22 protein-coding genes are annotated in these 19642 nt (G+C 63.7%); 9 read left to right on the top strand and 13 right to left on the bottom strand.

Going from position 1 to position 19642, the window contains the following annotated elements:
* Positions 1–82 precede the first annotated feature (82 nt).
* Positions 83–568 (bottom strand): redox-sensitive transcriptional activator SoxR, encoded by a 486-nt coding sequence (soxR, locus tag ACP15O_RS00795; protein WP_425094127.1) that lies wholly within the window; start codon positions 566–568, stop codon positions 83–85.
* An 80-nt stretch (positions 569–648) separates the two neighbouring features.
* Here soxR and ACP15O_RS00790 point away from each other — a divergent pair, with 80 nt between their 5' ends.
* The 3 genes from ACP15O_RS00790 to ACP15O_RS00780 all read left to right on the top strand — a co-directional run bounded on the left by ACP15O_RS00790 (position 649) and on the right by ACP15O_RS00780 (position 2679).
* A complete protein-coding gene (locus ACP15O_RS00790) occupies positions 649–1032 on the top strand; it encodes a VOC family protein (protein ID WP_425094126.1) in 384 nt (127 codons plus the stop codon).
* 131 nt (positions 1033–1163) lie between these two features.
* A complete protein-coding gene (greA, locus tag ACP15O_RS00785; RefSeq protein ID WP_425094125.1) occupies positions 1164–1634 on the top strand; it encodes a transcription elongation factor GreA in 471 nt (156 codons plus the stop codon).
* Positions 1635–1653: 19 nt separating this feature from the next.
* Positions 1654–2679 carry a hypothetical protein gene (locus tag ACP15O_RS00780; protein ID WP_425094124.1) on the top strand — a complete coding sequence of 342 codons (1026 nt, stop codon included), beginning with the start codon at positions 1654–1656 and terminating at the stop codon, positions 2677–2679.
* Here the strand turns inward: ACP15O_RS00780 and ACP15O_RS00775 are convergent.
* Positions 2676–3257, bottom strand: coding sequence for a GNAT family N-acetyltransferase (locus ACP15O_RS00775; RefSeq protein WP_425094123.1), 582 nt, complete (start codon positions 3255–3257; stop codon positions 2676–2678). The genes ACP15O_RS00780 and ACP15O_RS00775 overlap by 4 nt on opposite strands.
* A gap of 58 nt (positions 3258–3315) precedes the next feature.
* Between ACP15O_RS00775 and ACP15O_RS00770 the strand changes: the two genes are divergently transcribed.
* A complete protein-coding gene (locus ACP15O_RS00770) occupies positions 3316–4047 on the top strand; it encodes an AzlC family ABC transporter permease (RefSeq protein ID WP_425094122.1) in 732 nt (243 codons plus the stop codon).
* Positions 4044–4376 carry an AzlD domain-containing protein gene (locus ACP15O_RS00765; protein ID WP_425094121.1) on the top strand — a complete coding sequence of 111 codons (333 nt, stop codon included), beginning with the start codon at positions 4044–4046 and terminating at the stop codon, positions 4374–4376. Before ACP15O_RS00770 ends, ACP15O_RS00765 begins: the two co-directional genes overlap by 4 nt.
* 30 nt (positions 4377–4406) lie before the next feature.
* Here ACP15O_RS00765 and ACP15O_RS00760 read toward each other — a convergent pair whose 3' ends face one another.
* The 5 genes from ACP15O_RS00760 to ACP15O_RS00740 all read right to left on the bottom strand — a co-directional run bounded on the left by ACP15O_RS00760 (position 4407) and on the right by ACP15O_RS00740 (position 8508).
* Positions 4407–5060, bottom strand: a complete 654-nt coding sequence (locus ACP15O_RS00760; protein WP_425094120.1) for a hypothetical protein — start codon at positions 5058–5060, stop codon at positions 4407–4409.
* Between the two features lie 22 nt (positions 5061–5082).
* Complete coding sequence (locus tag ACP15O_RS00755) at positions 5083–5217, bottom strand: aa3-type cytochrome c oxidase subunit IV (RefSeq protein WP_425094119.1); 135 nt, start codon at positions 5215–5217, stop codon at positions 5083–5085.
* Positions 5218–5325: 108 nt separating this feature from the next.
* Positions 5326–5775, bottom strand: coding sequence for a DUF6173 family protein (locus ACP15O_RS00750; protein WP_425094118.1), 450 nt, complete (start codon positions 5773–5775; stop codon positions 5326–5328).
* Entirely contained in the window at positions 5765–6814 is a 1050-nt protein-coding gene (locus ACP15O_RS00745) for an MBL fold metallo-hydrolase (protein ID WP_425094117.1), read from the bottom strand. The genes ACP15O_RS00750 and ACP15O_RS00745 overlap by 11 nt, the downstream gene beginning before the upstream one ends.
* Complete coding sequence (locus ACP15O_RS00740) at positions 6814–8508, bottom strand: acyl-CoA dehydrogenase (protein WP_425094116.1); 1695 nt, start codon at positions 8506–8508, stop codon at positions 6814–6816. Before ACP15O_RS00740 ends, ACP15O_RS00745 begins: the two co-directional genes overlap by 1 nt.
* A gap of 120 nt (positions 8509–8628) precedes the next feature.
* Between ACP15O_RS00740 and ACP15O_RS00735 the strand changes: the two genes are divergently transcribed.
* Positions 8629–9609, top strand: coding sequence for an L-threonylcarbamoyladenylate synthase (locus ACP15O_RS00735; protein ID WP_425094115.1), 981 nt, complete (start codon positions 8629–8631; stop codon positions 9607–9609).
* Here the strand turns inward: ACP15O_RS00735 and ACP15O_RS00730 are convergent.
* Positions 9606–10160, bottom strand: a complete 555-nt coding sequence (locus ACP15O_RS00730) for a YqgE/AlgH family protein (RefSeq protein ID WP_425094837.1) — start codon at positions 10158–10160, stop codon at positions 9606–9608. The two genes, ACP15O_RS00735 and ACP15O_RS00730, sit on opposite strands and share 4 nt — an antisense overlap.
* Positions 10161–10324: 164 nt before the next feature.
* Here ACP15O_RS00730 and ACP15O_RS00725 point away from each other — a divergent pair, with 164 nt between their 5' ends.
* A complete protein-coding gene (locus tag ACP15O_RS00725) occupies positions 10325–11122 on the top strand; it encodes a protein-disulfide reductase DsbD domain-containing protein (RefSeq protein ID WP_425094114.1) in 798 nt (265 codons plus the stop codon).
* Here ACP15O_RS00725 and ACP15O_RS00720 read toward each other — a convergent pair.
* From ACP15O_RS00720 to ACP15O_RS00700, 5 genes are all read right to left on the bottom strand, one after another.
* On the bottom strand, positions 11119–14478 hold the full coding sequence (locus ACP15O_RS00720; RefSeq protein ID WP_425094113.1) for an efflux RND transporter permease subunit: 3360 nt from the start codon (positions 14476–14478) through the stop codon (positions 11119–11121). The genes ACP15O_RS00725 and ACP15O_RS00720 overlap by 4 nt on opposite strands.
* A gap of 3 nt (positions 14479–14481) precedes the next feature.
* On the bottom strand, positions 14482–15939 hold the full coding sequence (locus ACP15O_RS00715; protein WP_425094112.1) for an efflux RND transporter periplasmic adaptor subunit: 1458 nt from the start codon (positions 15937–15939) through the stop codon (positions 14482–14484).
* A gap of 97 nt (positions 15940–16036) precedes the next feature.
* Positions 16037–16579 carry a molybdenum cofactor biosynthesis protein B gene (gene moaB / locus ACP15O_RS00710; RefSeq protein WP_425094111.1) on the bottom strand — a complete coding sequence of 181 codons (543 nt, stop codon included), beginning with the start codon at positions 16577–16579 and terminating at the stop codon, positions 16037–16039.
* Between the two features lie 16 nt (positions 16580–16595).
* Positions 16596–17213, bottom strand: a complete 618-nt coding sequence (locus ACP15O_RS00705; RefSeq protein ID WP_425094110.1) for a LysE family translocator — start codon at positions 17211–17213, stop codon at positions 16596–16598.
* A complete protein-coding gene (locus ACP15O_RS00700) occupies positions 17210–18004 on the bottom strand; it encodes a uracil-DNA glycosylase (protein ID WP_425094109.1) in 795 nt (264 codons plus the stop codon). Before ACP15O_RS00700 ends, ACP15O_RS00705 begins: the two co-directional genes overlap by 4 nt.
* A gap of 126 nt (positions 18005–18130) precedes the next feature.
* On the opposite strand from ACP15O_RS00700, the gene ACP15O_RS00695 reads away from it, so the two are divergent.
* Both ACP15O_RS00695 and ACP15O_RS00690 read left to right on the top strand, forming a co-directional pair.
* Positions 18131–19087 (top strand): aspartate carbamoyltransferase catalytic subunit, encoded by a 957-nt coding sequence (locus tag ACP15O_RS00695; protein ID WP_425094108.1) that lies wholly within the window; start codon positions 18131–18133, stop codon positions 19085–19087.
* Complete coding sequence (locus ACP15O_RS00690) at positions 19084–19632, top strand: hypothetical protein (RefSeq protein ID WP_425094107.1); 549 nt, start codon at positions 19084–19086, stop codon at positions 19630–19632. The genes ACP15O_RS00695 and ACP15O_RS00690 overlap by 4 nt, the downstream gene beginning before the upstream one ends.
* Positions 19633–19642 lie beyond the last annotated feature (10 nt).

Raw genomic sequence — 19642 nt, 5'->3', positions numbered from 1 at the left:
GCAATGTTCGTCAATGAATACTCAGCGTTAAACCGCACTCAAACGCAGCGAAACCTATCCAACTCTGGCCGGTTCCGGCCATCTATGACGTGTCTGCGGACCTATCTATGGGCGCATCCCCCATCAGATAGCGTGGCCCCGCGCCCTTTTGCCCCGCGCTGTCGCTTTGATTGTACAGCGCGCATTTGGGCAAGGACAGACAGCCGCAGCCAATGCACCCGTCCAGATTGTCGCGCAGCTTTTCCAGCGTTTCGATCCGTGCATCCAATGCGGCCCGAAACCCCTTTGAAATCCGCACCCAATCCTGCGGGGTGGGCGTGCGGCCATCGGGCAAACGATCCAGCTCGGCCCGGATTTCCGCAATCGAGAAGCCAAATTTCTGCGCGATCATCACAAAGGACAGCCGGCGGATGTCAGCGCGTTCAAACCGGCGCTGGCCGCCCGCGTTGCGCCAGGCACGCACCAACCCCTGGGATTCGTAATAGCGAATGGCCGAAACCGCCAGCCCCGTCCGCTTGGCCAGAGCCCCGATCGACAGGCCCGAGGCCCGTAGGCGTTTGTTTTCCATGCGTTTTAAAACCTTGACCTCAAGTTAGGTTTAGAAATTAGCATGAAGGGCACATAGGCTCAATACGAAAGGAATCTCTGATGATCGCAACGCTGGAACACACGAATATCACCGTCAAAGACCCCCACGCGACCGCCCGCTGGATGCACCAGGTCTTTGGCTGGCGCACCCGCTGGCAGGGGCCGGCCATTGATGGCGGCCAGTCCGTCCATGTCGGCACCGAGGGCCAGTATCTGGCGCTCTATGCGCCGGACACGCCCGAGCTGACCGAAACCGACAGCTACAAAACCCTGGGCGGGCTGAACCACGTGGGCGTCACCGTGCCGGACCTGCCCGCCGCCAGGGCCCGCGTGATCGCCGCCGGCTTTACCCCCGAAAAATTCGCCGATTACGAACCGGGGGCGCGATTCTACTTTCGTGACGAAAATGGCGTCGAATACGAGGTGGTCAGCTACGCGGCCTGACGCGGGCCCCTTGTTGAATTAGCTATCTCTTGCATTGTCTGCGGGCTTCGGGTCAGGTAATTCACGGGGAACACATACCAAAGCGGCGGGCGCCCCGGCATCCGCCGCCTTTTTCGCAGGAATTAGGCCAGATGGATAAACTACCGATGACTCGCGCCGGGCACACCGCGCTGGAGACCGAACTGAAAACGCTGAAAACCGTTGAACGCCCCACCATCATCCAGGCCATTGCCGAAGCACGCGAGCTGGGCGACCTGAAGGAAAACGCCGAATACCACTCGGCCCGCGAAAAGCAGGGTTTCATCGAGGGGCGCATCAAAGAGCTGGAGGGCATCCTGTCTCTGGCCGAGGTGATTGACCCGACCTCGTTGTCCGGCGCGATCAAATTCGGCGCGACCGTCACCCTGGTGGACGAGGACACCGACGAGGAAAAAACCTGGCAGATCGTGGGCGAGCACGAGGCCAATATCGAAAAAGGCCTGCTGAACATGAAATCGCCCATCGCCCGCGCCCTGATCGGCAAGGAAGAGGGCGACAGCGTCGAGGTCCGCACCCCCGGCGGCGAAAAATCCTACGAAGTGTTGACGATCCAGTATATCTGAAAACGGATGATCCCCAGCAATGGCTGACAAGGACGAAAGCCGCTCCACACCTTTGGGGCTATATGAGCGAAACACCGGCGGGCGCGTCACCGGAATCGAGGTGATCGCCGTCGTGCTTAGCCTGTTGTGGCTGCTGGGGGCGGGGGTGTTCTTTTTCCTGCTGGGCAGCGCAACCTCGGGCGATCAGGCGCTGCGGTTCATGACGACATTGCTGGTGATCTTCCTGCCCGTCGCCATGATCTGGGTCGGGGCCACGGCCGCCCGATCCTCGCGCGTGATGCGCGAGGAAAGCGCGCGTTTGCAGGCCGCCATTGACGGGATTCGCAAATCCTATGTCGCGCAATCGCAGCAGGGGCGCAGCGCGGGCGCGGGCGACACGACCATCGCCAAAAAACTGGACGAGATCGCCGAGGCCCAGAAAAAGACCGAAATCGCGCTGGCCACCTTTACCTCGACCCGTGATCGCGACCGGATTGACCTGATGCGCCCCGCGCCCAAACCCGTGGATCCGGCGGAACAGCCCGCCGATCAGGCCCCCCTGCCCCTGGGCACCCCGGCCGAGGATCTGGCCCCGCCGCTGGCCCGCTCCGATTTCATCCGTGCGCTCAATTTCCCCGAAACCGCCGAGGACGAGGAGGGCTTTGCCGCCCTGCGCAAGGCGCTAAAGGACCGCCAGGCCGCGCAGCTGATCCAGGCCGCGCAGGACATTCTGACGCTGCTTAGCCAGGATGGGATCTATATGGACGATCTGCGCCCCGATCGCGCCCGCCCTGAAATCTGGCGCCGCTTTGCGGACGGGGACCGGGGCCGCCAGATTGCCGCGCTTGGCGGTGTGCGGGATCGCTCGTCGCTGGCGCTGGCGGCGGGCCGCATGAAGCAAGACCCGATTTTCCGCGACACGGCCCACCATTTCCTGCGCCGGTTCGATAAGATGCTGACCGAATTCGCCGGCACGGCCTCGGATTCCGAGATCGCCGATATGTCCGACACCCGCACCGCCCGCGCCTTCATGCTGCTGGGCCGCGTGACGGGGATGTTCGATTAGACCGGACGCTCCATTTTCAGGGCCGAGCCAAAGCCGAACACCCATTTGAACGGGCCGGTGTGTTCGCGTTTCAATGGCTGAAATCCGACGCGGCGATACAGCTGTTCGGCCCTTGGGTTTGTGTCGATCACATCCAGGCGCACGGCCCGCGCGCCCTGCTGCCGCGCCCGCAGAGCCACCGCCTCCAGCAACGCCGCACCAACCCCCTGCCCGCGCGCCCCGGCGCTGACGAAAATCCCGTCCATCTGGAAAATCCCGGCTTCGACCCGACGTTCCAGCACGGACAACAGGGCCGCGCGCCACGCCGCCCCGAACAGCCCGTAAACCCTGGCCATTCCGGCAAATCCGCCGCCCACCAGCCCCCCTTGCGGGGTCTGGAACCCGGCCACCCCCAGCAGCGCGCCATCGCGCCGTGCAACCAGCGCGAATTCCGGCGTCAGCGCCTGTTCCAAAAAGGCCAGAGCGCGCCTATCGGGCCCCAGCACCTTACCCAGCTTCGCCCCGAAAGCCTGCCAATAGAGCCGCGCGACCTGCGGGCGCTCTGCCTCGGTGAACCCTGCGTCAATCGTGACAGCCATTGCATCCCCCCTGTTCAGCCGATACGGCTTGGTCATCTCTTGTATTTGGGAATGATTCATGTCCCGCACAACCCAATCGACATATTGGAACGGCTTTCGGGATGGGCTGCCGTTTCTTCTGGTGATCGTGCCCTTCGGGCTGCTGTTCGGCGTCGTCGCAACCGAGGCCGGCCTGAACGTGCTTGAGGCTCTGACCTTCTCGGTCGTGGTGATCGCCGGGGCGGCGCAGTTCACCGCGCTGCAACTGCTGTCTGAAAATGCGCCTGTGCTGATTATCCTGGCCTCGGCCCTGGCGGTGAACCTGCGGATGGCGATGTATTCGGCCTCGCTGACCCCGCATATCGGCGGCGCACCGATGTGGCAGCGGGCGCTGGCGGCCTATTTCACCGTGGATCAGGTCTATGCCTGTTCGATCATGGCCTTTGAAAAGCACCCCGACTGGACCACGGCGCAGAAAATGGCCTACCTGTTCGGAGTCGTCACCCCGATTTGCCCGCTGTGGTATGTCGCAACCCTGGGCGGAGCCCTGCTGGGCAATGCGATCCCGCAGGAAATGGCGCTGGATTTCGCTGTGCCGATCACCTTTCTGGCGCTGATCGCCCCGATGCTGACCACCCCCGCCCACCGGGTCGCGGCGCTGGTGTCGATCGTGCTGTCGCTGCTGCTTAGCTTCTTGCCCTATAATACTGGCGTGCTGGTCGCCGGGCTGGCCGGGATGATGGCCGGCGCCCAGGTCGAGCTGCGCACATCCTCTGGCACCAAATCCGCAGACCAATCGGAGAGCCCATGACCCAGATCGAGCCTGTTACGCTTTGGATTGTGATCATCGGCCTGGGGCTGGGCAGCTTTGGGTTGCGGTTCATGTTCACCGGGTTCGTCGGCAACCGGCCCATGCCCGAATGGGTGCTGCGCCATCTGCGCTATACGGCGGTGGCGATCCTGCCGGCTCTGGTCGCGCCGGCGGTTGTCTGGCCCGCCGCGACGGGCGGACAACTGGATGCCCCGCGAATGATCGCGGCGGTGGTAACGATTGGCGTGGGATATTTCAGCAAAAACGTGCTGGCCGCGATCTTCTGCGGGGCGGGCAGCCTGTATCTGGCGCTTTATCTGCTGGGCTGAACACGCCCGCACGGCCCCGGAAAAGGCAGATTATTCTGCCTGTGCCGCGCGTTTTGCTTGCTGACGTTTGAAGCTTTCCTGCGCTTTTTCAGGATCATAGGCCCGCAGCGCGGCGAACCGATCTTCATCGTCATATTCATACAAAGCCTGCGTGCTCATCAGGGGCTGCTGACCGAACTGCTCCATCAGGTTTTTGGGGAACATGGTCTGTTTGATGTTCAGCCCCGGCAGCTGCGCCAGGATTTCCGAGGTCGACGAGGCACAATAAGCATCGGGCACTTCGCCTTTGGCCATGGCCAGGCGCATGGCTTGCTCGGCCACCTCGGGGCTGACCTGCAACCGCTGGATCACAACGTGAAAGGTCTTGCGCGCATGGAAGCGGGTATAGACGTCCTCGACATAGGGGGTGACGCCATACACAATGTCATTGCGCGCGATGATCTGCGAATGCCGGAAAGAGCCAGCCGGATCAAAAATCACCCGCTGGCTGGCATTGATCATCATCGAAGTATGCGCCCCCGACCCCGAGCTGTTGTTGATCATCGTATAGAGAACCAGCTCGGACGGGCCGGAATGCCGGTACACCGCATTCTGGATCTGCTCATCCGTGACCGGCGGATCGTGTTTGACCGCACAGCCCGCCGTCAGGCTGACCGCGGCCAGCAGCAATACCCATTTACGCATAGCGGGGCCCCTGCCGAATGGCTTAGCTGTTGACCAGCGCCATGAAGATCAGAATGGCGATGATAACGTAGACCGAATAGGTGGTGAACTTGATGAAACCGTCGAAGGTTTTTTCCTGAACGGTGACATCCATTTCGCCGTGCTTGTGATCAGCCATTGTGCGTTTCCTTAGGTATAGTAATTCTGTTCCATCCGTGACTAACGGATTTTTTACGCCCTGTCATCCCGTCAAAAGGGCGCTGCGGGCCGGGACCGATGGCCGCGCCTAGCCTTTGGCCAGATCGGCGGCCAGACGGAAGCCGATGCGCTTGGGGGCCTCTTGCTGCGGTTCCTTGGGCAGAGCCCGCAGGATCACGCTCAGCTGGCTGACATGCTGAATCAGCTGGGTTTTCGCGCCGGTTTCGTCGCTACCGTAGAAAGTCACAATATCGGGATCGAAATAGCCCATGCCCTCGATCCGCAGCACACCTGCGTCGCCCCCGGCAAACCCCATGGCGACCTCGTGTTCGTTGTCCAGCTGCTGTTCGAAGTTCTGGATATAGAGAATCAGCCGCTCATAGGCCCATTCGGCGGGGCTTTTCTTTTCGACGGGGGTGGCGGTGATTTCGGCCGGGACATCAGAAACCTGCGCGTTCGGGTCCGCGTGGACCTCGTGGCGGCGCGGCAGGGCGTCCTTTTCCTGGGCCTCGGCCGCTGTGCTGATTTTACCGTCCATCGCGCGTCTCCTTCATCTGCCACAGCCATGCGCCATCGTCGCGCAGGGTGCGGGTCACGTCCCCCTCATGATACAGATGATTCAGATGCGCAACAGCCTCGACCAGCGCCAGACCGTAGGTGCCAAAGTCAATTTTGCGTTTGAACAGGGGGGGGAAACACTCGGCGGCTGTTTTGGGCTGGGTCAGATGCGCGCGCAGGCGGCGCAGCCCCCCGTGGTGGTTTTCGATCAGCTGGTGCATCCGCGTGGGCAGCCCGGTGAAAGGCAGCTTATGCCCGCCCAGCACCAGATGATCCGCCCGCGCCAGAGCTTGCAGCCGGGTGCAGCTTTCCATCCAGTCGGCCAGCGGGTCGGCCTCGGGTTCCGTGGCGTGAACACCGATATTGGGGCTGATCGAGGGCAGGATCTGATCGCCCGCCAGCACCAGATTGTCATCGCGGGACCACAGGGTCAGGTGTTCGGGCGCGTGGCCATTGCCGATATGCGCGTCCCAATCGCGCCCGGCGGCGTGGATCACATCGCCCTGCTGCACCCGCAGATACCCCACGGGCAACGGATGCGAGATGTCGGCGAAATTGAAGGGCCGCTCGGTGATCCGTTTCTGGAACACCTCTTCGGACATGCCGGCGCGGCGCCAGAATTGCTGCGCCTGCTCGGTGACCTTGTGTTCGACATCCAGAATCAGCATCCGCGCCATCAGATACGCCGTGCGCGTGGCCCACAGCTGCGCCCCGCGGGCGATGAACCAGCCGGCCATGCCGACGTGATCGGGGTGGTGGTGGGTCAGGATGATCCGGCCCACGGGCTTGCCGCCCAAAGGCCCCACCAGCAGCTTTTCCCAGATCGCGACGGTGCGTTTCGAATAGACACCGGCATCCACGATGGTCCAGCTGTCGCCCTCGTCCAGCGCGTAGATATTCACATGATCCAGAACCATGGGCAGAGGCAGCCGCAGCCACAAAACGCCCTCGGCGATCTGGATCGCCTCACCCTCGGCGGGCGGGGCGTCCCAGGGATAGCGGATGCCCGGCCCTGTCATCAGGCGCTCAGCTCTTCGTTGGTGATGTCATACAGATCCGAAGCCCCGGCCTGCGCGTGTTCCAGCATACCGGCGAATTGCGGCAACAGGCGGTTGATGTAGAACCGCGCGATTTTGGTGCGGGTGCCCGAGCCGCCTTCGGACATGGCGGCCTTCAGGTGGTAATGCCCGCCCAACACGCGGCCAAAGGCGCTGAGGAAGGGCACGCAACCGGCAAAACGATCATTCATATCGGTCTGAGCCACCATCCATTCCACCGATTCACGCAGGGTTTCGGTGGCTTGCCAGACGGGCTCGGCCAGGTCGGGCAGCGCGGTGCGGGCTTCCTCGGCGTGGGCCTCGATCTCATCCAGCAGGGCAAAGGCGGCCTCGCCCCCGTCCATCATCTTGCGGCCGACCAGATCCATCGCCTGAATGCCGTTGGTGCCCTCGTAGATCGAGGTGATCCGCACATCGCGGCTGAACTGCGCCGCGCCGGTCTCCTCGATAAAGCCCATGCCGCCGTGGATTTGCACGCCCAGTTCGGCCACGGCGATGCCCACATCGGTTGAGAAAGCCTTGGCGATGGGCGTCAACAGCGCGGCGCGGGCGGTCCAGGCCGCATCATCGGAGGCATTCCCCATGTCCAGCGCAACCGAGCAATCCAACACCAGCGCACGCGCGGCAAACGTATCGGCCTTCATCGTCAGCAGCATCCGGCGCACATCGGCGTGGTTGATGATCGTGCCCATCTGATCGCGCTCGCCCGCATAGGCCAGCGCGTGCTGATAGGCCCCCTCGGCGATGCCCACACCCTGCGTGCCGACCCCCAGACGGGCGTTGTTCATCATCGTGAACATGGCCGCCATGCCCCCGTGTTCCTTGCCCACAAGCCAGCCTTTGGCGCCATCGAACTGCATCACGCAGGTGGGGCTGCCGTGAATGCCCAGTTTGTGTTCCAGGCTGACGACGCCCAGGCTGTTGCGTTCGCCCAGGCTACCGTCTGCGTTCGGGATGAACTTGGGCACCATGAACAGGCTGATGCCCTTGGTGCCGGGCACGCCATCGGGCAGGCGCGCCAGCACCAGATGGCACACGTTGCCGCCGAAATCGTGATCGCCCCAGGTGATGAAAATCTTCTGCCCGGTCACCGCATAAGAGCCATCGCCATTCGGTTCGGCCTTGGATTTCAGCGCCCCCACGTCGGAACCGGCCCCCGGTTCGGTCAGGTTCATCGTGCCGGTCCATTCGCCGCTGATCAGGCGCGGCAGGTACATGTCCTTCAGCGCGTCGCTGGCATGATGTTCCAGCGCCTCGATCTGGCCCTGCGTCAGCAGCGGGCACAGCCCCAGCGCCATGTTGGTCGAGGCCGCCATTTCATTGAACGCCGTGTTCATCACCAGCGGCAGGCCCATGCCGCCATGTTCCTCGGCCGCCGAGACCGCCACCCAGCCACCTTCGGCCATGGTGCGGAATGCCTCTTCGAAACCGGGCGAGGCGCGCACCACACCGTTTTCCAGAACCGCAGGGGTCAGATCGCCATTGCGCTGGATCGGGTACAGGACCTCTTCGGCCATTTTTCCCAGCTCGGTCAGGATCGCCGTGGTCATGTCCGGCGTCGCCTCGGAAAACCGTTCAGTCCCCGAGACAGCGGCCATATCCACCACGTTCTCAAAAATGAATCGGTAATCCTCGACGGGGGCGCGATAAGCCATCTGGGTCTCCTCCTTGCGGGACGGGTTGGAATTCGGGTCATCCGCAGTTATTCAAAAACAGGTCACGAGGAAAGTATCTTTCAGTCGTAATCCATCAACCAAAACGCGGCGTCATAGACTATGGCAAATCTGTCCACCACCGTTCTAAGCCCCGATGCCACGGGCATCTTTCGCGCAGCGGAAACGCTTTCCGCCGGGGGGCTGGTCGCCCTGCCCACCGAAACCGTCTATGGGCTGGGGGCGGATGCGCGCAATGACCGGGCCGTCGCTCGGATTTTTCAGGCCAAGGGCCGGCCGCATTTCAATCCGCTGATCGTGCATGTGGCCTCGGCCCAGGTGGCGCAGCGTTATGTGGAATGGTCGGCAAGCGCGCAAATACTGTCCGAGACCTTCTGGCCCGGAGCCTTGACACTGGTGCTGCCGCTGCGCGCGGATGCGGGCCTGTCGCCCCTGGTCACGGCCGAGCTGCCGACCTTGGCGATCCGCGTCCCCGCCCACGCGGTGGCGCAACAGCTGCTGGCCGCGTTTGACGGCCCTGTCGCCGCGCCCTCGGCCAATCCGTCGGGTAAAATCAGCCCCACCACGGCGCAGCATGTGATCGACGGGCTCTCGGGCCGGATCGAGGCCATTCTGGACGGCGGCCCCTGCCCTGTCGGCGTGGAATCCACGATCATTGGCCTGTCGGACGTTGGCCAGTCAGATGTTGGCCAGTCCGCCCCCCCCACCCTGCTGCGTCCCGGCGGGGTGGCAGCCGAAGACATCGAGGCCGCTCTGGGTGTCCGGCTGGCGCAACGGGATCAGGCCGATCCGCTGACGGCGCCCGGTCAGATGCTGTCGCATTATGCGCCCGGCGCCCGTGTGCGGCTGAACGCCCATGACACCTGCGACCAAGAGCTGCTGCTGGGCTTCGGCCCTGTAGACTGCGCCCTGAACCTGTCCGAAACCGGCGATCTGGTCGAGGCCGCGGCGAATCTGTTCCATCATCTTCATGCTCTGGACGCGATGAACCCCGCGGGGATTGCCGTCAGCCCGATTCCGATGCGCGGGCTGGGCCTTGCCATCAATGACCGTCTGGCCCGCGCCGCAGCGCCGCGCCCCTAGGCGTGCCCCGCCTCCGAGGACAGCAGCAACGGGCTGACCCCCATGGATTTCAGCGCCCCGTCCCATTTGGCCTCGTCGGGCAGATCGAACACCAGCCGCATATCCGCGTCACAGGTCAGCCAGGCATTCTGCGACAGTTCGGATTCCAACTGCCCCTCGCCCCAGCCCGCATAGCCGATCGCAACCAGCGCGCGCTCGGGCCCTTTGCCCTGCGCCAGGGCCTCTAGAATATCCAGCGTTGCGGTCATTCCGAATCCGCCATCGACCTTCAAAGTATTGACAAAGCTGACATAATCCAACGAATGCAGCACGAACCCGCGCCCCGTTTCCACCGGCCCACCAAAGGACACGCCCATGTTCCGGCTGTCGGGCCCATGGCTGATCGAGAGCTGTTCCAGCATGTCAGACAGGGCCACCTCTTCGGTGGGTTTGTTGATGATCAACCCCATCGCGCCCTCTTCGGAATGGGCGCAGATCAGCACCACCGATTGTTCGAACCGCGGATCGCCCATGCCCGGCATCGCAATCAGCAGCTTTCCTGTCAGGTTCAGTTTGGTTTCGGCTGTGTCCATATAGCTAAGATATGATCGCCCCCGCCCCCGGTCCAGTTTCTGCGTCAGAAAAAGCACGATTGTGACCTCTGTCACATCTGCTCGCCGCAATGTGAGTTGGCACGGCCCGTTTTTTCGCCCATTTGCAAAGGATGATGACACGCATGTTTTTTCGCACTCTGGCCGCCATCTGCTGGGCGGCGGGCTCGGTTTCGGCCCAAAGCCTGAACCAGCAGGTGGTCGCGCTGGAGGTTCTGCCCGGCTGGCGCAGCGCCGATGGCACCCATGTGGCCGCGCTGAAGATTGACCTGGCACCGGGCTGGAAAACCTATTGGCGCGCGCCGGGGGATGCGGGCATTCCGCCGATGATCGACTGGTCGCGCTCGGACAATCTGAAGGGGATGATGCCGATCTGGCCCACCCCCGAGGTTTTCTCGCAAAATGGAATGAATTCCGTGGGTTACCAGACCGATTTGATCCTGCCCATCGTTCTGACGCCTCAGGATTCCGGCCAGCCGATCGACCTGAAGGGGGAAATGCAGATCGGCATCTGCAAGGACATCTGCGTGCCGGCCGAGCTGAACTTCGATCTGGCGCTGCCCGCCTCGCGCAGTCGTGACAATGCGATCACCGCCGCGCTGGCCAGCCAGCCAATACCCGCGCGCAAGGCCGGGGTTGGCCGGGTGTCATGCGCGGTTTCCCTGACCGAGGACGGCCTGGCCATCGAGGCCAGGATCGCCATGCCTTCGACCGGGGCGCAGGAATATGCGGTGATCGAAACCGCCGACCCCGAGGTCTGGGTCGCCGAAAGCGACACCCACCGCCAGGGCAATATCCTGACCGTCCGCACCCAGATGATCCACATGGAGGGCGGAGCCTTTGCGCTGGATCGTTCGGGGATACGTGTCACCGTTCTGGGCAGCGACCGCGCGGTGGATATTCAGGGCTGCCCGGCCGATTAGGCCTTGCTGGCGCGTTTGCGCAAGGCCTGAACCAACGCGGCCAGCACGAACAGCGCCATCGCAAACAGCCCCACGCCCAGCACGAACAGCAGCAGCCCGGCGGCCATCGGATCCCCCGTCCCCCAGGCGTTTAACCACGGATGGGCCGCGCCGGTCACCAGCGGCCAGCCCAGGCTCGGCACCAGCCATCCGGCGACGGCCAGCAGGCTCAGCCCCATCGGCAGCCGCAGCCCCTGCACCCGAACCGAGCGTTTCAGCGCCGTCACCTGCCGGCGAATATCGTGCTGGATCGCCACCAGCGCCGGCACCACCATCAGCACCAGCACCATCCCGAATCCCAGCCCGTAAACCAGCGTGATCACCGTCGGGCGCAGGAATTGCGCCTGCTGCGAGGTCTCATACAGCAGCGGCGCCAGCCCCATCACCGTGGTCAGCGTGGTCAGCATCACCGGGCGCAGCCTGTCCGCCGTGCCATCCATGATCGAGGGCACCAGCCCCCGGTCCTTGGCATAATCGTCAATCGTGGTCACCAGAACGATAGAATCGTTGATGATGATCCCCGTCATCCCCACCAGCCCCACAACGGTGAACATCGACAAAGGCACGTCCCATTGCACATGGCCATAGATCGTGCCGACCAGCCCGAAGGGAATGATCGCCATCACCACGATGGGCCGCGTCCAGCTGCTGAACACCCAGGCCAGCACCAGGTAGATCCCCAAAAGGCACAGCACCAGGCCGGTCATGGCCTCGTTCAGGAACTGGTCTTCTTGCTCGGACAGGCCCGACAGACGCCATTCCACCTGTTTTTCGCTGGCAATCGTCGGCAGGATCTCGGTCTCCAGCACGCGCAGGATTTCCTCGGCGCGGGCCGGGTCGTCCTCGGAAATATCCCCGGTGACGGAAATCAGCCGAATCCCGTTTTCCCGCCGCACCGTCGAAAACCCCGAACGCGTCTTCACGCTGACAATATCGGCCAGCGGCACATAGTGCCCGGCCCCCGTGCGCAGCTGCATCGTTTCCAGAAAATCGGCCGTCAGTTCGCTGCGTGGCAGTTCCACCCGGATTTCCGCGCTGCGCGGCCCGTCGGGGAAGGTGGCGGCCTCCAGCCCGTTCAGACGGTGCCGCAACACCCGCCCCAGCCCGTCGATTGTGAACCCCAAGGCCTGCCCTTGGGGGGTCAGCTCCAGAATGATTTCGTCCTTGTCATAGGACAGGTTGTCCTCAACCGCGGACACCTCGGGGTATTTGGCCAGGGCCTGTTTCAGCGCCTCGCTGGCCGATTTCAGCGTCTCGGCGCTGGCCCCGTAGAATTGCACGTCCAGCGCCTCGCCCCCCGGACCGGACCGCCAGCCACGGAAACTGACGGTTTCCACCATCGGATGGCGGCGCACAGCGTCCTGCAACTCGGCCACAAAGGCGAAACTGGAATAGGGGCGCAGATCGGCGTCGATCAGTTCGATCGAGATCCCGCCCAGCAAATCGCTGTCCTTGGTATCCGCACCGGGCAAGGGCCGGCCCGAGTTCCCGCCCACCTCGGCGATCACGTAATCCAGCGGGTTGGTGCCATAGCGTTCGGCATATTCGGCGCCCAGGGCCTCGGTTGCGCGCTGCATTTCGCGCATCATTTCCAGACTGTCAGCCCGGCTGGCCCCCGGCAGCATGGCGAAATTGCCGGTCACGCTGCCGCGCTCGGGCGCGTTGAAGAACCGCCATTGCACATCGCCGCGCACAAAGACCGCGATCTGCCCGGCCAGCAGCAGCACCGTCAGCGCAATCACCGGATAGCGCGCCCGGATCACCAGCCCGGTCAGCGGCCGGAACAGATGGCTGCGTACCCAGCGAAAGCCCTTGTTCACCGTGCGCGAGGGCCAATCGTACCAATGCTCTTTGGCCGAGTGTTTCAGCGCATGGGCCATGTGATGGGGCAGGATCAGGAAACATTCGATCAACGAGGCCAGCAGCACGACAATCACCGTAAAGGGAATATCGCGGATCAGGTCTCCGAACCGTCCGCCAATCGCTGTCAGCCCGAAAAAGGCGATGATCGTCGTCAGAGTGGCCGAAAACACCGGCAAAGCCATCCGCCGCGCCGCGTTTTCCGCCGCCTGAGTGGGCGAATAGCCGTGGCGCGACAGGTGGTCGGCATGTTCGCCCACCACAATCGCATCATCCACCACGATCCCCAGGGTGATGATCAGGCCAAACAGGCTGATCATGTTGATCGTCAGCCCCGCCGCATACATCAGCGCAATCGCCGTCAGCATCGACACCGGAATGCCCGCCGCCACCCAAAAGGCCGTGCGCGCGTTCAGGAACAAAAACAGCAAGATCAACACCAGAACCAGCCCGAACAGCCCGTTTTCCGTCAGGATGTTCAGACGCGCGGTGATTGCCTCGGCGCGGGTGCGGATCAGATCAATCGTGACACCCTGGGGTAAGGTCGCTTCCATCTGGTCGGCCACGTCCTGCACCTGAGCCTGGATCTTGATCGCATCCCCGGTGTCCGAGCGATCCACCCGCACAGAAACCGCCGGGTGCTGACCGACGAAATAAACCCGGTCGCGGTCACTGCCCAGCAGGCTGACCGTCGCCACATCGCCCACCGTCAAAGCCGAGCCATCATCGTTGCTGCGCAACACCACGCTGGCAATCTGATCGGCGCTGCGTTTTTCCACGCCGGTGCGCACACGGGCATTGGCGCCGGTCACATCGCCGGCCGGGTCTGCGTCTACCTCTTCGGCGATGGCGGCGGCGATCTGCGCAATCGTGACATCATGCGCCATCAGGTTCAGGCTGGGCACTTCGATCAGGATTTCCGGAGCGGCCACACCGCGGATGGTGGTCCGGGTGACGCCCTCTTCGAACAGGCGGGTGACGAATTCATCGGCAAAAAGGCCCAGCTGCTGCGGCTCGACCGGGCCGGTGATCACCACATCCGTGACCCGATCGCGCCAGACCCCGCGCCGAACCGTCGGGTCTTCGGCCTCTTCGGGCAGAGTGGTGACGGTATCGACGGCGGCCTGCACATCATCAGCGGCGCGGCTCATGTCCCAGCCGGGCTCGAATTCCAGCGTGATCGTGCCGCGCCCTTCGCGGCTGGTGCTGGCGCTGCTTTCCACGCCTTCCACAGCCAGCAGCGTCGGTTCCAGCACCTGGATGATCGCGGCATCCACGTCCTCGGCCCCGGCACCATCCCAGACGGTGACGATATCCACATCATCGACCACCACATCGGGGAAAAATTGCGCGCGCATCTGCGGCACGGCGGCCATGCCCAGCACCAACAGCACCACCAGCAGCAAGTTTGCCGCCGTCCGGTGACGCGTGAAATAAGACAGCAGCCCCCCCACCATCCGCTAGCCCCCCATCCGCGATTCCAGGCGCTCGACCATGGCGGCGGGCACCTTATCTTGCTGCAACCGGGTCAGCAGCCGCGTGCGCACATCCGAGGGCATCATCTTGTTCTGCTCGACAAAGGCCATCAGCCGGGCACGGCGCTCGGCGCTCAGTTCCAGCAGCTCGGGCTCTTCTGCGGCATCTTCTGAGGTGGCCCGCAACGGGCGCACCTTAATTCCCGCCCCCAGCAGAGGCGAGCGTTCGGTCACCACTTCGCGCCCCGTCAGATCGGGCGCGCGCACCAGCACGTCATCGCCCTGACGGCGGATCAGCCGGACCTCGATGGCCTCCAGCCGGTCGCCCTCGCCCAGAACCAGCACGCGGCTGGACGGGTCCAGCGCAGTCGCAGGCAGGCGCACCACGCGTTCTAGCGGGGGTTCCTGAACCGCAACGCTGACGAAATCCCCCGGCTTCAGCCCGCGCGCGCTGTCCAGACGGGCAAAGATCAAACGCCCGGTCTGCCCCTCGCCCACGGCGGCGCTGTCACGGTCAATCCGGCCGGTTGCCGACAGGTTTTCCCCATAGAGATTCAGCGTCACCCCTACCGGGGCTTTCTGCAATTGGCCATCGGCGTCCAGCAGCCGCGCATATTGCGGGGTAGAGACCCGAAAAGCGGCCTCCAGGGCCTGCCCGTCCACCAGTTCGGCCAGCACCTCGTTTTGCGAGACCAGCCCCCCCGCCACGATCTGCACATTGCTCAGCGTGCCGTTGAATTCGGCGCGGATCACCGTGTCGGCCAGGGTGCGTTCGGCCTCGGCCAGGGCGATGGCGGCGCGGTTCAGACTGGTGGTGGCCTGGTTCACGCGGGCCTCGGCCTGGGCCAGCGACTGACGGCGCGAAACCACCGCCTGACGCGCCGCCGAGGCCGCCAGTTCAGCGGTTTCCACCGTGGCCTCGGTTGCGACACCGCGCTGCGCCAGATCCTGCGTCCGCTTAAAGGCTTTCTCGCGCAGGGCGGCCTGTTCTTCGGTCGCGGCCAGCTCGTCCTGTGCCAGGATCAGCGCGCGGGCGGCATCGCGTTCCTCGAATTGGGCATCCAGATGATTGGCCTTGGCCCGATCCAGAGCCGCCTGCGGCTCGGTCGGGTCGATGCGCACCAGAATATCGCCCGCGCGGACCTGCCCGCCCTCTTCGAAACCGTCCGCCAATTCCACCACGGTGCCGCGCAGCGCGGCGCGGATTTCCAGCGTCCGGCGGCTTTGCACCTCGCCAAAGGCCAGCAGATCGGGGCGCACGGTTCCCGGCACGGCCGTCAGCACGTTCACCGCGAAAATCCGTTCGCGCCCCTGCGGCACCCGTGCCTCGCGCGACATACGATCCTTGATCGCGTCCCGCACCATGGCGCCGGCATAGATCAGCAGACCCAAAGTAAGCGACACCAGAAACAATCCGGTCAGGCTTTGGCGCAGGAAACGCATCTTCAGAACCCTCGTTTCAGGCCCGGAACGGGCTGACGTATATACTTAGCGGCATATGAATTTTTGCCAAGGCACAAGCCTGTTACGCAGCAAACGGCTATTTCCGTCGCTTGTGCTCGTCCAGGCGCGGAAAGATTTCGACAAAATTGCAAGGCATATGGCGGTAGTCCAGCTGGTATTGCAGGATCTCGTCCCAGGCGTCCTTGCACGCACCGCTGCTGCCGGGCAACGCGAACAGATACGTCCCGCCCGCAACGCCCCCCGTGGCGCGGCTTTGCACCGCTGATGTCCCGATTTTCTGCATCGAGACCATGGTGAACACGGTGCCGAAGGCGTCGATTTCCTTTTCATAGACATCGCGATGCGCCTCGACGGTCACATCCCGCCCGGTCAGTCCCGTCCCCCCGGTCGAGATAATCACGTCCACCGCAGGATCGGCGATCCAGGCGCGCAGCCGGTCGGCAATCTGGGCGCGTTCATCGCGGATGATCTGGCGATCGGCCAGGATATGCCCCGCGCCCTCCAGCCGGTCCACCAGAACCTGCCCGGATTTATCCTGATCCAGCCCGCGCGTGTCTGAAACCGTCAGAACCGCGATCCGCACCGGGATGAACTCTTTGCTTTCGTCGATCCGCGCCATGGCTATCCCCCCTGCGCTATCCCTTTTGCATCAGCGCCAAACGGGCCGCCAACGCCACGAATATGCCCGCGCTAATCCGGCCCAGCCATGTGGCAAAACGGGCGTCTGCGGTCAGCTTGCGGCCAATTCCGCCCGCGAAAATCCCCACCAGCCCGTTGATGATGAACCCGCCCAGCGACAGAACGGCCCCGTAGATCAGGAATTGCGGCAGCACCGGACGCGCCGGATCCACGAATTGCGGCACAAAGGCCAGCACAAACAGAATGACCTTGGGGTTGGTCAGATTGACAACGAACCCCTGCCCAAAGGCGCGGCGGGCGGAAACGCCCTGCACGGCCTCGCGCGTGGGCCCCGCACGCACCGTATGCCAGGCCAGCCACAACAGATAGCCCACGCCGATCCAGCGAATGATGTCGAAGGCACCGGGCAAGGCCGAGACAAGCGTGCTCAGCCCCAATCCTGCCGCCAGAGCATGAACGAAACCGCCCATCGCAATGCCCCCGCTGGCGGCAATGGCCGGCCCCGGCCCACTGCGCAGCCCCTGCCCCAGACAGAACATCATATCCGCGCCCGGAGTCAGATTCAGCGCCAATCCCGCGGGGATGAAAGCCAAAAGAGCCAGCAAGTCCATCACCGTGCCTCCAGCCGGGCCTTCAGCGCCAGCAGATCGGCCCAGGCCTCGCGTTTGGCATGAGGTTGGCGCAGTAGATAGGCCGGGTGGAACATCGGCAGCGCGGGGGTGTCATAGGCCTGGGTCCAATGCCCCCGCAGACGGGTAATCCCGCGTTTGCCCAGCCCCGCCTGACAGGAGATATTGCCCATCAGCACCACCGCATCGGGTTTCACCAATTCAACATGTTTGCGCAGGAAAGGCAGCAGCATCTGGATTTCCTCGGGCTTGGGATCTCGGTTCTGCGGCGGACGCCAGGGCAGCACATTGGTGATGTAGACCGCCTGTTCCGCATTATCCGAGCGCCGATCCATCCCGATCGCGCCCAGCATCCGATCCAGCAACTGCCCGGCGCGGCCGACAAAGGGCCGCCCCTCGCGGTCCTCATCGCGGCCGGGGGCCTCGCCGATGATCATCACGCGGGCTGCGGGCCGGCCATCGCTGAACACCAGATTGCGGGCGCCGCGTTTCAGCTCGCAATGCTCGAATTGCTGCATGGCGGCGCGCAAATCGTCCAGCGAACGCACCCGCGCGGCCATGTCCTGCGCCACGGCAACCGGATCAATCTTGGGCTTGGGGGCGGGCGGCGTTGGCTGGCCTTTCTTGGGCTCCGGCGTGGCCTGAGCCTGAGCCCGCGCATCCTGGGCCGCTGCATAGCGATCAACAGGGGCATCGGCCAGCGCCTCGTCCGCGCCCAGCTCGATCTGCCACTCCAGAAGGGCAAGCGCCGTATGATAGTCCATCGCCGATTCCATGCGCCCAACCCTATCCCGGCCCGCGCCCCTGCGAAAGCCAGCAAATCCGCGATCCGCGACGCTGGCTTATCTTGCCCCGCGCCATGGCCGCCCATATAAGCAGGGCACGCAAATCTGGAGGCGGCGATGACGTTCACGCAAAAGCATCTTCTGGGGATCGAGCCCCTCCACCCCACGGAAATCACCGCCATTCTGGATCTGGCCGATCAATATGTCGATCTGAACCGGCGCGATCAGAAACATGCGGATGCTTTGGCCGGGCTGACGCAGATCAACATGTTCTTTGAAAACTCCACCCGCACGCAGGCCAGTTTCGAACTGGCAGGCAAGCGTCTGGGCGCGGATGTGATGAACATGGCGATGCAGGCCTCCAGCATCAAAAAGGGCGAAACCCTGATTGATACCGCCCTGACGCTGAACGCCATGCACCCCGATCTGCTGGTGGTGCGCCATCCGCATTCCGGCGCGGTGGACCTGCTGGCGCAGAAGGTGAACTGCGCCGTTCTGAACGCCGGCGACGGTAAACACGAGCACCCCACGCAGGCCCTACTGGACGCGCTGACCATCCGCCGCGCCAAGGGCCGTCTGCACCGCCTGAACATCGCCATTTGCGGCGACATTGCGCATAGCCGCGTGGCCCGGTCCAACCTGATCTTGCTGGGTAAGATGGAGAACCGCATCCGCCTGGTCGGCCCGCCCACCCTGATGCCCAGCCAGATTGATGCCTTCGGCTGCGAGGTCTACCACGACATGCGCGAGGGCCTGCAGGACGTGGATGTGGTGATGATGCTGCGCCTGCAACGTGAACGGATGGACGGCGGCTTTATCCCGTCCGAACGCGAATATTACCATCGCTACGGGCTGGACGCGGAAAAGCTGTCGGAGGCCAAGCCCGACGCCATCGTCATGCACCCCGGCCCGATGAATCGCGGCGTCGAAATCGATGGGGACATCGCCGATGACATCAACCGATCCGTGATTCAGGAACAGGTGGAAATGGGTGTCGCCGTGCGCATGGCCGCGATGGACCTGCTGGCCCGCAACCTGCGCGAGACCCGCCGCCAGACCGAGGTGATGGCGTGAGCGACCGGATCGAGGTTCCCGCCAGCGAAACAGGCGTCGTGCGTCTGTTTGCCGTGGATCTGCCCGCCGATGAAATCGAGGATTTCGCCGATTTCGAACGCGAGGGTGCGCTGATGATCTCGGCCTTGGGGGTCTATGATCTCAATCCGTCCTGTGTGGAAATTTTCCCGGTCGCCCAGCTGGATGACATGGGGCTGGCCAACTACCTGATCGAGGCCTACAGCATCGACCCGGCCGATCTGAAGGACGACCGCACCTTTCTGAACAACATCCGCGGGCATGTGGCGCTGGTCAGCTCGGGGGCGTTTCGCGGCAAGGCGCAGACATTGCGCCCCTATCACCCGCTGCGCTGGCTGGGCACCTGGTCTGAGCCGCGCCCCCAGCTGGATCTGTCCCCGATCCCCTCGGACGCCGCCAGGGACACATTGGGCACAACCGGCCCGGCCGAGCGCCCCAGATTTCCGCGCTGGCTGGGATGGGTGCTGCCGCTGGCCGGGATCGTGCTGGGCACGTTGATTTACCTGCTCTCACCGCATAATGGCTGACCCCGAGACT

The organism is Youngimonas ophiurae (nom. illeg.) (genome assembly GCF_049803795.1).
GTDB lineage: Bacteria > Pseudomonadota > Alphaproteobacteria > Rhodobacterales > Rhodobacteraceae > Thalassobius.
Note: the sequence above shows the minus strand (reverse complement) of the source record. Positions and strands in the feature narration are given on the sequence as shown.

Coding starts and splice junctions, on each gene's coding strand:
- ACP15O_RS00790 (WP_425094126.1), top strand. CDS start 649: ATGATCGCAACGCTGGAACACACGAATATCACCGTCAAAGACCCCCAC.
- ACP15O_RS00755 (WP_425094119.1), bottom strand. CDS start 5,217: ATGGCTGATCACAAGCACGGCGAAATGGATGTCACCGTTCAGGAAAAA.
- greA (WP_425094125.1), top strand. CDS start 1,164: ATGGATAAACTACCGATGACTCGCGCCGGGCACACCGCGCTGGAGACC.
- ACP15O_RS00765 (WP_425094121.1), top strand. CDS start 4,044: ATGACCCAGATCGAGCCTGTTACGCTTTGGATTGTGATCATCGGCCTG.
- ACP15O_RS00695 (WP_425094108.1), top strand. CDS start 18,131: ATGACGTTCACGCAAAAGCATCTTCTGGGGATCGAGCCCCTCCACCCC.
- ACP15O_RS00720 (WP_425094113.1), bottom strand. CDS start 14,478: ATGGTGGGGGGGCTGCTGTCTTATTTCACGCGTCACCGGACGGCGGCA.
- ACP15O_RS00715 (WP_425094112.1), bottom strand. CDS start 15,939: ATGCGTTTCCTGCGCCAAAGCCTGACCGGATTGTTTCTGGTGTCGCTT.
- ACP15O_RS00725 (WP_425094114.1), top strand. CDS start 10,325: ATGTTTTTTCGCACTCTGGCCGCCATCTGCTGGGCGGCGGGCTCGGTT.
- ACP15O_RS00780 (WP_425094124.1), top strand. CDS start 1,654: ATGGCTGACAAGGACGAAAGCCGCTCCACACCTTTGGGGCTATATGAG.
- ACP15O_RS00775 (WP_425094123.1), bottom strand. CDS start 3,257: ATGGCTGTCACGATTGACGCAGGGTTCACCGAGGCAGAGCGCCCGCAG.
- moaB (WP_425094111.1), bottom strand. CDS start 16,579: ATGGCGCGGATCGACGAAAGCAAAGAGTTCATCCCGGTGCGGATCGCG.
- ACP15O_RS00745 (WP_425094117.1), bottom strand. CDS start 6,814: ATGACAGGGCCGGGCATCCGCTATCCCTGGGACGCCCCGCCCGCCGAG.
- ACP15O_RS00750 (WP_425094118.1), bottom strand. CDS start 5,775: ATGGACGGTAAAATCAGCACAGCGGCCGAGGCCCAGGAAAAGGACGCC.
- ACP15O_RS00700 (WP_425094109.1), bottom strand. CDS start 18,004: ATGGAATCGGCGATGGACTATCATACGGCGCTTGCCCTTCTGGAGTGG.
- ACP15O_RS00760 (WP_425094120.1), bottom strand. CDS start 5,060: ATGCGTAAATGGGTATTGCTGCTGGCCGCGGTCAGCCTGACGGCGGGC.
- soxR (WP_425094127.1), bottom strand. CDS start 568: ATGGAAAACAAACGCCTACGGGCCTCGGGCCTGTCGATCGGGGCTCTG.
- ACP15O_RS00740 (WP_425094116.1), bottom strand. CDS start 8,508: ATGGCTTATCGCGCCCCCGTCGAGGATTACCGATTCATTTTTGAGAAC.
- ACP15O_RS00770 (WP_425094122.1), top strand. CDS start 3,316: ATGTCCCGCACAACCCAATCGACATATTGGAACGGCTTTCGGGATGGG.
- ACP15O_RS00735 (WP_425094115.1), top strand. CDS start 8,629: ATGGCAAATCTGTCCACCACCGTTCTAAGCCCCGATGCCACGGGCATC.